The sequence below is a fragment of the Emticicia aquatilis genome, assembly GCF_014644295.1.
Lineage (GTDB): Bacteria > Bacteroidota > Bacteroidia > Cytophagales > Spirosomataceae > Emticicia > Emticicia aquatilis.
Window position 1 is genome coordinate 25,371 of record NZ_BMKK01000005.1, and the last position, 13,178, is coordinate 38,548.

11 protein-coding genes are annotated in these 13,178 nt (G+C 38.2%); 4 read left to right on the forward strand and 7 right to left on the reverse strand.

Going from position 1 to position 13,178, the window contains the following annotated elements:
* Positions 1-72: 72 nt before the first annotated feature.
* The 3 genes from IEX65_RS12795 (at position 73) to IEX65_RS12805 (ending at position 5,761) form a co-directional block, all read left to right on the forward strand.
* On the forward strand, positions 73-1,413 hold the full coding sequence (locus IEX65_RS12795) for a TolC family protein (protein WP_188766473.1): 1,341 nt from the start codon (positions 73-75) through the stop codon (positions 1,411-1,413).
* A 12-nt stretch (positions 1,414-1,425) separates the two neighbouring features.
* The gene (locus IEX65_RS12800) at positions 1,426-2,481 is read left to right on the forward strand and encodes an efflux RND transporter periplasmic adaptor subunit (protein WP_188766474.1); all 1,056 of its coding nucleotides are present in this window, start codon (positions 1,426-1,428) and stop codon (positions 2,479-2,481) included.
* Between the two features lie 148 nt (positions 2,482-2,629).
* A complete protein-coding gene (locus IEX65_RS12805; RefSeq protein ID WP_188766475.1) occupies positions 2,630-5,761 on the forward strand; it encodes an efflux RND transporter permease subunit in 3,132 nt (1,043 codons plus the stop codon).
* Positions 5,762-5,838: 77 nt separating this feature from the next.
* On the opposite strand, the gene IEX65_RS12810 is transcribed toward IEX65_RS12805, so the two are convergent.
* On the reverse strand, positions 5,839-6,732 hold the full coding sequence (locus IEX65_RS12810; RefSeq protein ID WP_188766476.1) for a dioxygenase family protein: 894 nt from the start codon (positions 6,730-6,732) through the stop codon (positions 5,839-5,841).
* A 101-nt stretch (positions 6,733-6,833) separates the two neighbouring features.
* Positions 6,834-7,697, reverse strand: coding sequence for an SDR family oxidoreductase (locus IEX65_RS12815; protein WP_188766477.1), 864 nt, complete (start codon positions 7,695-7,697; stop codon positions 6,834-6,836).
* A 129-nt stretch (positions 7,698-7,826) separates the two neighbouring features.
* Between IEX65_RS12815 and IEX65_RS12820 the strand changes: the two genes are divergently transcribed.
* Positions 7,827-8,222 (forward strand): winged helix-turn-helix transcriptional regulator, encoded by a 396-nt coding sequence (locus tag IEX65_RS12820; RefSeq protein ID WP_188766478.1) that lies wholly within the window; start codon positions 7,827-7,829, stop codon positions 8,220-8,222.
* 102 nt (positions 8,223-8,324) lie between these two features.
* Here the strand turns inward: IEX65_RS12820 and IEX65_RS12825 are convergent, their stop codons facing one another.
* The 5 genes from IEX65_RS12825 to IEX65_RS12845 form a co-directional block, all read right to left on the reverse strand.
* The gene (locus tag IEX65_RS12825; protein ID WP_188766479.1) at positions 8,325-8,834 is read right to left on the reverse strand and encodes a hypothetical protein; all 510 of its coding nucleotides are present in this window, start codon (positions 8,832-8,834) and stop codon (positions 8,325-8,327) included.
* 8 nt (positions 8,835-8,842) lie between these two features.
* A complete protein-coding gene (locus tag IEX65_RS12830) occupies positions 8,843-9,910 on the reverse strand; it encodes a M48 family metallopeptidase (RefSeq protein WP_188766480.1) in 1,068 nt (355 codons plus the stop codon).
* A gap of 31 nt (positions 9,911-9,941) precedes the next feature.
* A complete protein-coding gene (locus tag IEX65_RS12835; RefSeq protein ID WP_188766481.1) occupies positions 9,942-11,240 on the reverse strand; it encodes a YjgN family protein in 1,299 nt (432 codons plus the stop codon).
* A gap of 168 nt (positions 11,241-11,408) precedes the next feature.
* Positions 11,409-11,912, reverse strand: a complete 504-nt coding sequence (locus IEX65_RS12840) for a hypothetical protein (protein ID WP_188766482.1) — start codon at positions 11,910-11,912, stop codon at positions 11,409-11,411.
* A gap of 68 nt (positions 11,913-11,980) precedes the next feature.
* Complete coding sequence (locus IEX65_RS12845) at positions 11,981-12,955, reverse strand: KpsF/GutQ family sugar-phosphate isomerase (protein ID WP_188766483.1); 975 nt, start codon at positions 12,953-12,955, stop codon at positions 11,981-11,983.
* Positions 12,956-13,178: the final 223 nt, after the last annotated feature.

A 13,178-nucleotide genomic window follows, 5' to 3' on the forward strand; every position in this document is an offset into this window, starting at 1 on the left:
TTGCTCAAATAGTTGACAAGTCAACTATATTAAAATCAACTTTATATAAGAATAATTCAATTTAAATAACAAATGAAAAAAACAAGTTTTTGGATTTATGTGATTTTACAAGTCAGTACCATTACAACTTTTGGGCAACAGGCAAATACGCCTCTATCGCTAAAAAGCTGTGTTGATTTCGCTCTCAAAAATCATTTAAGTAATACCATTGCCAATAACGAAATTTTGGCAGCTAAAGAAAAGGAAAAAGAAGCATTGTCGGGCTATTTGCCACAGGTAAACGTCAACGTTGGTTTTGATGATAACCTCAAGCGTCAGGTGTCGGTTATTCCTGCGGGAGCCTTTAGTCCGAACGAAATTCGTGTGCAGTTTGGTAATCAGTACAATACAAACGCAACCGCCCAACTCGACCAAGTGATTTATGATAAATCAATGTTGTTGGGCTTGAAAGCAGCCGAACCCAATAATCAGTTGGCAGCTTTGAGAAAAGAACAAACGCAGGATAATCTGATTTACAACACAGCCAATGCTTATTTTCAAGTATTGGTGTATGTAGAGCAAGAAAAAATCACGCTTGAAAATGAGAAAAAATACCGTGAGTTGCTCGATATTTTAAAACTAAGACTCGACAAAGGCGTAATCAAGAAAACCGAATATGACCGTACGAAATCGACGTTGAATAACATTCTTTCACAAAAATCAATCATTCAAGCCAACAAAGCAGTGGCTTTGAATCGCCTGAAAAATGTAATCGGGATGTCGCTCGGTGAAGATATTAGTGTTTTAGAAAGCATAAATTATGAAGGCTTAACGCAAATCGAAAGAGAAAATTCACTCGATGTGAATGGAATTTTGGACTACAAGATTCAGAGCAATAACATTCTCTTGCAAGAACTCGATGTGAAGCGTAAACAAGCCGCTTTTATGCCAACAGTTTCGATGTACGGTCGATATGGTGTGATGAGCTTTGGTAATGATTTTGGCAAATCATTCACCAATTGGATTGATTTTTCGTCGATTGGTTTGAAAGTAAACGTACCAATTTTTAGCGGTTATCGCAAAAATAGCCAATTGAAACAAAGCGAAATTAGCTTATTGAACGCCCGTACAAATCTGAAACTAAGTACAGAGAATATGAACTTAGCATTTCAAAATTCAGCCTCCCTTCTACTAAAAGCACAAACTGACCTAAAAATCAACAAAGAAAATCTAACATTTGCCAAAGAAGTTTTTGAAAGTAGCAGTGTCGAATACCAAAAAGGAGTTTCGATGCTCTCTGACTTGCTCAATGCCGATTATTCTTACAAAGAAGCCCAAAGCAACTATGTAAACTCGCTCATTAATTTCTTGGGAACAAGGCTCGAATACGAAAAATCTAAAGGAAATCTAAAAAACTACATTAATCAATTTTAATAAAAAATATCAATGAAAAAGTCGCTCATTCTCACCATATCACTCGTAGCACTGATTGGCTTCATTACATTCACACTTGCCAAAAACAAGAAGAAAATCGAAGCAAACAAAGTAGTTGTTGACCGCTCAAAAATGCCAATAGCCGTGGCCACAACCGCTGCCGAATTTAAAGAATACGATGGAAAAGTTGTTTTACCAGCCAATTTGGAACTCAACAACGAAGCCACGATTGCCATTGGCGTACAAGGAAAAATCGAAAAACTTTCAATCGAAGTAGGTTCGAGAGTTGCCAAAGGACAAGTAATCGGCAGCCTTGATTCAAGATTAAAAGTATTGAATTTAAAAGCGAACGAACTCACACTAAGCAAACTCGAAAGAGATTTACAACGTAACGAAGATTTATTGAAAGGTAATGCAGGAACCGAACTAAGCGTAGTAAATGGCAAATATGACATCGAAAATCTTCGTTTGCAGATGGAACAAGTGAAACAACAAATTGCCGATGGCAACATTGTTTCGCCAATTAGCGGCATCGTTACTTCTCGCAAATTGATGGCAGGTGAATTTGTAAGTCCGGGAACAGTAATTGCAACTGTAGTTGATGATGTGCATTTGAAAGCCGTTGTTTTTGTCAATGAAAAAGACGTTTACCAACTTCGTTTGGGTCAAGCTGCAACCATTACGACTGACATTTTTCCGAGTAAATCATTTAACGGAAATGTGAAGTTTATTTCTCCAAAAGGCGATGAGAATCATAATTACAAAGTAGAATTACAGTTGAATACCAATGCTTTACGTGCAGGAACTTACGTAATGGTAGGTTTCGATTTAGGCGGAAAAGCTAAGGTTTTACAGATACCAAAACTCGCTTTAGTAGAAGGCATCAAGAACCCGTATGTGTATGTAGTGAAAAACAACACAGCCGTGATTCAGAAAATTACGGTTGGACGTGAAATCGGTGAAAACATCGAAGTTATTGCAGGCTTACAAGCAGGTGAAGAAGTAGTAACAAGCGGCCAAATCAACTTGACCGACGGCAGCAGTATTATTAAAACATCAAATAAGTAATTGGTTATTGGGGAATTAATTACTGGTTATTAGTGAACTTGTTATTAGATATAAATTTCAAGAACCAACCAGTAACCAATAACAAGTCAACCAATAACAAATAACCAGTTCCCCAGTCAACCAGTCAACAAATAACTATCAAAAGAAAATGTCAATAACCGAAATATCAATCAAACGCCCATTGCTGATTACGGTGTTTTTTGTGACCTTGATTTTGTTTGGTTTTATAAGCTATAAGCAATTAAACTACAATTTATTGCCTAAGTTTGAAGCCAACGTAATTATGGTACAAACCGTTTATCGTGGTGCATCTTCTGACGAGATTCAGAATGTAGTAACAAAACCCATCGAAGAAGCCATTTCGGCCATCGAGGGTATAGATAAAATTTCTTCGATTTCATCAGAAGGAGTTTCAATCGTAACGGTTCAGCTCAAATCTGGTATCAATACACTTGATGCTCAACGTGACGCCGAACGAAAAATCAACCAAATCAAGTCAACATTACCCGATGATGCCGACGACCCAGTGGTCAATCGTTTTAATACTGACGAGATTCCTGTACTTCGTATCAGTGCCTCGGCCAATATGTCGGAGCCAGAACTTTACGATTTAATCGACCAAAAAATCAAGCCTGTTTTATCAAATGTAGCGGGTGTCGGTACGGTAAGGCTTATCGGTGGAAGCGAGCGTGAAATTCAAGTAAACTTAGATAATACGAAGCTTCAAGCCTATAATATTTCGTCGGCACAAGTCAATCAGATGATTGCCAACAGCAATAGTTCGTTTCCTGCGGGTAGTGTTTTGAGCGAAAACAACCGAGTTTCGATTAGACTTGACGCCAAATTAGTCAAAGTCGATGAATTACGTAATTTAATTATTCGCCAAAACGTAGATGGTAGCCGAGTTTTATTGAAAGACCTTGCCATTATCACCGACGGACAAACCGAAGCAAAAACGCTCAACCGAAATAATGGGCGGGCGGGTATTGGTATCGAAATCGTAAAACAGGCCGATGCCAACGCCGTAGATGTGAGTAAATCGGTAAAAGAGACTTTGAAAAACATCAAAGCTACTTACACTTCAAAAGGTTTTAACTATGATATTGCGGCCGACCAATCAATTTATACACTCGCTTCGGCCGATGCCGTTGTGCATGATTTATTCTTGGCAATTATCATCGTGGCAGCCGTGATGCTATTCTTTTTACATAGTTTCCGTAGTTCCATGTTTGTGTTGGTGGCCATTCCTTCGGCCATGATTCCAACTTTTATTTTGATGTATGTCTTCGGATTTTCACTCAACTTAATGACCTTAATGGGGCTTTCATTGGTAGTAGGTATCTTGGTCGATGATAGTATTGTGGTTTTGGAAAATATTTATCGCTACCTCGAAATGGGCAGAAACAAAGTTCAAGCCGCCATCGAAGGTCGTCAGGAAATTGGTTTTACAGCCCTTGCCATTACCTTAGTTGACGTCGTAGTATTTTTGCCTTTGTCAATGAGTGGTGGTTTGATTGGAAATATCTTGCGTGAATTTTCATTGGTAGTAGTTTTCTCTACACTCATGAGTTTGTTGGTTTCGTTTACGCTTACACCACTTTTGGCTTCGAAATGGGGAAAGGTTGAGGTTTTAAGTAAAAATAGCCTTTGGGGCAGAATCAACTTAGCTTTTGAACGTTTTTTAAATGGTTTACAAGCAGACTACGGCAAAATGTTAGGTTGGGCTTTAAATCATAAACGTTGGGTTTTGATAGTAATATTGGCCATGTTTGTGGGTTCGGTTTCTTTATTACCAGCGGGTTTCATCGGAACGGCTTTTGCTGGCTCGGGAGACCGTGGCGAATTTGCAATTCAACTCGAAATGTCGCCTCAAACGCCACTGGCCCAAACTAACCTTATGACTAAAAAAGTGGAAGAATTGCTCCTTCAAAAACCAGAAGTTGAGAAAGTTTTTGCCAATATCGGTACACAAACTGGTGCGATGGGTTCGGGAAGTTCTAATTCAAATATCTCAGAAATTTCGGTAACACTCGTTGATAAACAAAAACGTAAGCTTTCGACCGATGCCTTTGGAAATATGATTAGAAATGAGGTAGCCAAAATTCCAGGTGTCAAAGTGGTGATTCGTCCAGTAAGTATCACAGGCGGTAGTGAAGCTCCGATTCAGATTGCCATCAAAGGTGTAGATATGGATAAAATCAAGGCCGTAGCCAAAGATATAAAAGAAGTGGTGAAAAAAACTGCTGGAACAGATTACGTAGAGTTTAGTACGAAAAGCCCAAAAACTGAGATTTCGATTCAATTAAATCGTGATAAAATTTCGCAAGCAGGCTTGAGTGTACCAGAAGTTGGTGGTGCAATTCAGTTGGCTTTCAGAGGAAACGACCAATCGAAATTCAAACAAGCGGGCGAAGAATATCCAATCAATATTTCACTCGAAAAATCAGATAAACGTTCAATCGAAAATATAAGAGAATTGACGCTTCGCACTAATCGTGGAGCAATCGTAAAATTGAAAGATATTGCCGATGTAAGCGAAATTGTTGGGCAAGCAATTTTGGAGCGTTCTGACCGCATGAATTCAATTAAAGTTACGGCCTCAACGGTTGGACGTGCAACAGGTACGGTTGTGGCCGATATTCAGAAAGAAGTAGCCAAACTCAAAGTACCAGACGGCATCGTGATTGAATATCAAGGAGAAGCACAACGCCAAAAAGATGCTTTCGGTAGCTTAGGATTGGCTTTCGGACTGGGCATTCTGTTGGTTTACCTCATTATGGTTGCTCTTTACGAAAGTGTAGTTTATCCGTTTGTGGTGCTTTTCTCGATTCCAGTTGCCTTAATTGGTGCCTTATTGGCCTTGGCTCTTACGATGGAATCTTTGACAATTTTTGCCATCGTTGGTCTAATTATGCTCTTAGGTTTGGTAGCCAAAAACGGTATTCTTATCGTTGACTTTACAAACCATCTCAAAGAACAAGGAATGTCGGTAAAAGAAGCTCTCGTTGAAGCGGGAAAAGAGCGTTTACGCCCAATCTTGATGACAACCATCGCCATGATTGCGGGTATGTTGCCAATCGCTTTGGCATCTGGCTCAGGTGCAGAAGTGAAAAATGGTATGGCTTGGGTAATTATCGGTGGTCTTACAAGCTCGCTTTTCCTAACTTTATTCTTAGTTCCTTCGATGTATATGATTATCGAATCTTTGAAAAACAGGGTTTTAAGATTGACAAATGGTAAGAAAAAGGTAAAAAAAGTAGCTGAACCAGTGCTTGATTAAAAACGGTCAGTAATGACAAAAAAGCTGCATTCATTTGGAAGTGAATGCAGCTTTTTTTTATAGATTATCATCAAAAATCAACTAAAAATAAAACTTCGCTCGCTGAAAGCTGGTAGATTTGGTTTTCCTTCATAGAAATAATTGAGTTCATCCTTCGTATCCATCAATCCTAAGCTGTACAAAACTGGCACAAAATGGTCAGGTGTTGGAGCAGCCATTTTTCCAAGCTTGTGGCTTGTTTCGTAGTTGATTACGTTGGCTACATTGCGGTCGTCAATTTGTTTCTTTATCCAAGCATCGTATTCGGGTTCCCAGCCAAACGGGGTCATATCGCCCGTACTCATTTTCTGACCAATAATTTGCAAATTATGAATCAACGAGCCACTTCCGATAATCAAAACACCTTTTTCACGCAATGACTTGAGTTGTTTCCCCAGTTCATAATGATACTGCGGCGACTCATAATAGCTAATACTCATCTGAAAAACTGGAATATTGGCATCGGGAAACAAGTGCATGAGCATTGGCCATGCACCGTGGTCGAGTCCCCATTCGGTAGTTTCATTGATTGTTGGAATAATTTTGGTTACTTCCTTGGCAATCTCAGGAGCACCTTTTGCCTGATATTTTGGGTCGTAATAATGCTTCGGAAAACCATAATAATCATAAATCTGCTTTTGTTCGGGCGAAATATTCACGAAAGTGCCACGAGAACACCAGTGAGCCGAAACTACCAAAGCGGCTTTTACTTCATATTTTTTCTGTAAATCTGTCCCTAAATGATAAAGAGCATTCCAAAACGGACGCTCATCTTTTGAAAGCGGAATATCCATCGGACTGCCATGAGAAGTAAACAAAACTGGCATCCGTTTACTCTGAGTCGGAAGGGTATCTGTAAAATTTTTAAAACTGCTCAATGTTCCCACGGTAGAAAAAGCTAAAAGTGATTGGAGAAATTCTTTACGTTCCATTGGTTTCTGATTTAAGCCCTAATACCTTGCGGGTTTCTGCAACCCACAAGGTTATGATAAATGTAAGAGTTTTCAAGGAAACCTACAAGATACAAGCCAAATTAAGCCGCATAAGTAGCATGTAAGAAGGCCTTTAAATCAGTAGTCTTACGACCTAAAAACTGCTCCAGAGTACCACTTGGTGAGCTGAAATCATTGTTTTTGATACCCGCTGCAAATAATACCGACATCACAACGATTCCTTCGGGCAAACCAAACTGTTTTAACATTCCTTCAAAAGCGGCTGGTTCTGGGCTTGTATAAGCCACTGTTTTTCCTGTAAGGCTTGAAAGTTCTTCGGCAATTTCAGCAAACGAATAAGCCTCCGAACCCGTCAAATTATAAGTCTTGTTTTCGTGTCCTTCGGTGCTTAAAATTATAGCTATAGCTTCACCTAAATCCTGACGTGCTGCAAAAGCAACTTTGCCATCACCCGCTGGGAAGAAAATACCAGTTTCGAGTACGCCCGCCCCAACAAACATCGGAATAACCTCGAAATAAAGGCTATTTTGCAAGAAAGTATAAGTCAAACCACTTGCTTTAATATAATCTTCGGTTTGGTAATGGTCGCCTAAAAGTGGTTTTAATGGTGAAGTTTCAATATCTTTCATCGTTACGCCAGTATAGAAAATGTGCTTTACACCTGCATTTTTAGCGGCATCAACTACATTTTTGTGTTGGCCAATACGGTCATTAAAATCATTCGATGAAATCAATAATAGCTTATCAATGCCTTGTAATGCAGTTTTCAAGGAAGCCTCATCGAAGTAACTTCCGACTCTAATTTCTACTCCTTTTGCTTTTAAGTCAGCTGCTTTATTTTCATCTCTTACCAAAACCGCAATCTCGTTGGCTGGTGTATTTTTTAATAAATTTTCAACTACTATACCACCTAATTGTCCTGTTGCACCTGTTACTAAAATCATTGTCTTATAAATATTTTGTTTAAAAATTGTTTTCGATGCACAAATGTATGCTAACTTTGCTATTGAAAGTATATCAATATACTTTTGTATATCAGTATCAAAAAGTATAGTAATCTGATTATCAATAAGATGCAAATATTAAAAAAGTTAGAAGATGTAAAGAAATGTCCAACATCGTATGTTTTGGCCATTCAAGATACCCTTAATGCCTTTCAAGGCAAGTGGAAAATGCCGATTATTGGGGCATTGCTATTTGGGAAAAAACGTTTTAAAGAAATTGAGCGAGAAATAAGCAAAATAACTCCCCGAATGCTTTCTCAAGAGTTAAAAGACTTAGAGGCCAATGGAATCATCAGCAGAAGTGTGTATAACACTACCCCCGTAACGGTTGAATACGAATTGACAGAATCGGGTAAACAGCTAAACAGCGTACTGGAAGCGATGATTGAGTGGGGTTTGCAGCATCGCCAAAGTAATATCATGGAAATATTACCTGTTTTTAAAGAACGTAAAGAGGCTGTTTGAATTATTAAGAGAAATGAAAAATAAATGTGGCACACCTGTAATCAGCGAATAGACAGGTATGCCACATTTGAATAATGCTGTTTTCTAAAATTGTTGCTAAAGTTAACTTAATTCTCTTCTTTCTATGGCTTTATTTTCAATTTTTAATAAATACCGAATAAATATGATTGGGATAATATTAATAAAAAAGCCTACATCTCCGTATTCATCGTAATTGAGTGTAATATTGAAATCAATAAATCCCATTTTAAAAAAGAAATTAAATGCGTTGCTTTCATCCCAATTATAGTTCACACCACCTACTACACCCAAATACAAAAAATACTGAAATCCGAATGCTTGTAAACCTAACACTTGAAGAGCCATGAGCACCTTCATGAAATCAATACCTAAACCTTTCTTTTTCAGCAACATCACTCCTGTGACAAGAGCAAATACGAAAATTAAGGACATCAGTATAAATAATAAAAGAATACTTAGGGAAGAATATTGCACATTTTGAAAGATTTCAAATAATGCAAAACTTGCACCACTAATGATATAAATACCAGCAAATGCGAGTACCTTTTTAGGTTTTTCATCCAAATACTCCCAAATCCAATCTTTTTTCATAACCTAACTCATTTCTCAATTTTCTTCCAAATCTCTTCCAACTCAACATTTTTCTTTCCCGAATGGCCTCTGGATTCTTTTGAAATATAGTCGATGCGTTCTTTGGTCATTGGATGAGAATTAAGGTAAGCAGGCATTTTATCAACCCCATATTTTTTTTCTTCTTCGTGTAGGCGTTCCATCAAATGAATCATACCCGCAGGGTCGAGTTTATTATGGTACATTATTTCAAGCCCTTCCAAATCGGCTTCTTTTTCCATGTCTCTCGTAAAACCCAATTCATAAATATTACGAGCTTGGCTCACCAAAATATTACCAATGGCGTTCATATCGCCTACTACAACCGATACCACCATTGAACCGGCTAAACTTCGGGCAAGCCCTTTCAAAGAATGACGTTCTTTTACATGGGTTACCTCGTGCGAGAGCAAAGCGGCTAATTCTTCAGGAGTTTTAATTTTTTCAAGAATGGCATCAAAGACCACCACATTGCCACCTGGCAAAGCAAAAGCATTGACTTGTTTATCTTTCACAACTGTAAACTTGAGCGGGTATTCTGTCTGAAAATCAATCTTTTTGGCAAATGCTTGTAGCTGTTTGGTGCGTTCTTCATCTACTTCCATTTCACCTACAAAACTATCGTAAAATTGTTTTCCAAGTTCTACTTCGGCTTCCATCGGGATTTGTGAAGCGGCATACTCTGCAATTTTTGGAAGTAACAAAAAATAAAATCCTGCCGTAATTGCCACAAAAATGGCAATCGTAATCACCACTCCTCGAAAACCCGCACCAGCCAGTTCATTGGCAAATGCCCAAAAACCTTCTCGGCGTTTGGGCAGGTAATTTTCTAAAGCCGCAAAAAGTGGCGAATCAATAGGAAATTCGAGGTATTGGTGCGGAAACTCACCATATTTCAGCATTGTTTTGCCTTTACCAGTAAACGAACTATAATCAATCTGCGAAATATTCCATATCACCTGACCATTTTCGTAGCTGATTGTCAACGAATTACCCGAAATACTCACTTGAGCATCATAAGGCTGGCTGGTTTTTCCATCATAATATATTGCTTCCATATATACTTTTATATTTCTCCTTTCGGGATTTCTACGCCAAATCAATATCTAACCAATCGCCAACGTCTTCGCCGAAGGCATCACGATAATTACTTTCGGTTTGTGTGAGCGAGTCAGGGTCGAATGAACCATCAATTTCCAAACGAGGCATTATGAAGTGCAAAGTTCGGATTTCGACAAAAGGCGTGGCAATTCCCAGCGTAAACAATATCAAAAGCATATTTGTGATACTGAGTTGTAGAAGGTCAACGAACGACATGTGCAATTTCACACCATGCCATTTTTCGTTTTGCCACAAAAAAGTATTATCGGCATAAAACTGAAAAATTTCTCGCTGACGCATCAGTGTAATAGAACCCATGATTGCGATAAAAAATAAGTAAATCAGCACTAACCAAATTATTAGCCCTATAGATGGAGACGTAATTCCATCAATCGTTTCGGGTTTCAGCATATTAGCCACTCCCGCCCCGAAGAATCCCATAAAAAACAGAATTATAATTCCGAAAATAAAAGCGACAAATATAAAAATCACGTATTTGAGTTTTATCAAAAACAAATCGGCTCCTTTTCCTACAAAATCAAATTCAACATTTCCGAAACGGATATTTTTGGTTACATATTTTCTTATGTCAACTTGCATCCACGACCAATAAATACCCAGCGTAAAGAAACTAACTACGATACCAATAAATAATTTGGCAAATAGCTCGCCCAATTCGCCACGATAACCAAAGAAAATTCCTCGCCAAGAGCTTCTCGAAAGTCTATATTTGGCAGTTCCATGCAGGGCAAGTGGATAAATAATTATCAAACCTCCATATAAAAGTAAAAAGCCCAATACCAATTGCTCATTGCTTCTTACCCACCATACACAACCATAGATAGTTATAACAATAGCCAACATTTTTAGGTAACCAATAAACATTTCTTTACCTGTACCATGAAACTTGAATCGGCTTCCAGCAAACTCGGTTTGTTCGTATAAATAGTTGAGTTTGGCAGCTTTTGCCCAAGGATAGTAGAAATTGAAGGTAATAACCTGCAAAATGGCATTGATAAGGCGAATCACAAAATACTTTGAACCTTCGCCGTAAAACGATAAACTCCACGGAGCATGGAAGATTGGCTTTGCCGCCACTACTGACTCTGGATTGATAGGCTCATCTACCGAACCAACTATCTCGTGGGTTTCGTCGGCTGTACTTTCTGGTGTACTTTCGGCAGGAGGTGTAGGTTCAGTGTTTGAGTTGTTTTCGATGGGTTGTGAAGATTGAGAGTCGTCAGCAGCAGCATCTAAAGGGGTTTCATCAGGTAAATTTTCAGTCATAAAACAAAAGGAATAATGTGAACAATGGTAAGTGGAACTGTGCGAAAATATATTTGGCGAAAAATATACATAAATTGTCAATGTATCTATATTTCCCAGCTGATTTTACAAAAAAAGCCGTGAGACGATTTTCGTATCACGGCTTTATAACTATATAGCTACTATAAGTTAGACTTCTTTCAAATCCTCAACCTCTACGCTTCCACCTGCATGCGAAAAGCTAAGTTTTCGTGCATCATTGCTTTGCGATTGCTGCACACCTGTGAGTAAATACCCTTTGGTATCATATTTTTTCAGGCCATTTTCATCAGTAATTTCCAAAATATCTTCGGCTTGATAATAGGCATAACTTATGCCATTTTGGCTTCCTTTAATAGACGCAAATCGCTTTGAGCCAACCGCTGGCTGAATCGGCACGAAAATTTCGTTTTCAGTCTCGACAGGTAACTCAACTAAGGCTCTACAAAGTTTATCAACTTTAGCTTTTAGTTCGTTATTAAACATATCGCCAACCATCACCATACCTCCATATTGCCATTGACCCATTCCACCGAGTTCAGCAATATTAAATTGCACTTGTCGGCCTCCATTTCTTTGCAATCCTTCTAAAAGTTGACGGACTGTACTTTCTTGCACTTTAAACTCTTGTGCTATTGCTGCTACTGTTTTCATGTTATCTTTGATTTGTTTGTCAAAATAAAATTTCCAGATAAATATTATCCGAAATTATGACAAAAAAATCATGCCAGCCCTTCTTTCAATAAATCGTGTAAATGCACAAAACCCAATAGTTTTTTCTCTTCTACTACTACCAACTGCGTAATACTTTTTTCTTGCATAATTGCCAAAGCACTGGCGGCATATTCTTCGGGCGAAATCACCTTTGGCGTGGCATTCATGATGTCTTTTGCTTGTAATGTTGAAAAATCCTTTTGTTTATTCAACATCCTTCTTAAATCTCCATCGGTTACGATTCCCAGTAGTTCATCATTATCACCCACAACGGCCGTTGCTCCCAGACGTTTCGAGGTCATTTCAATAATAACAGTCTGAATATCAGCATCTGGCAGAACTTTTGGCACAGCATTATGCGGAAAAATATCTCTTACTTTTAGATACAATTTTTTACCCAAACTACCTCCTGGATGATATTTGGCAAAATCACGACTCGTAAAGTCACGGGCTTCCAGCAGGCACATTGCCAGTGCATCGCCCAAAGCCAACGCAACTGTCGTAGAAGTGGTTGGGGCAAGATTGAGCGGACAAGCTTCACGCTCAACGTGGGCATTCAGTACAAAATCAGCGTTTTTTGCCAAATACGAACCTACATTGCTCACCATTGCTATTAACTGATTACCGTAGCGTTTGAGTAAAGGCACTAAAACCTTTATTTCGGGCGTATCGCCACTCTTCGAGATACAAAGTACAATATCATCATCTTGAATCATACCCAAATCGCCATGAATGGCATCGGCAGCGTGCATAAATATGGCAGGCATACCCGTCGAATTCATAGTAGCTACTATTTTTTGGGCAATAATTGCACTTTTTCCTATACCAGTTATAATTAATCTGCCTTTTGAGTAAAGAATAGCTTCTACACAAGCTTCAAAGTCTTCGTTAATATAACTTTTCAAAGAAAGAATTGCCTCCGCTTCATCTTGCAAAACTTTTTTAGCAACGCTTTGTATTTTTTTTTCTAACTTCGTATTCACTTTATTAATCCTTGATTTAACGACAAAAGTACTTGATGTTTGCTCAGTGAACAAAATAAAGTGAATCAAAAGATATTTGATTGAAAAATAGAATTCATTAAATTTGGTACAAAACCGAAAACTTAATTACGCCAGATTCGTGCAAAAATAATTCAGAATATAATTCAAAAATATTATTAACTTAGCGTAATTACTTACCTATTATAATTTTCCGTACAGCAAC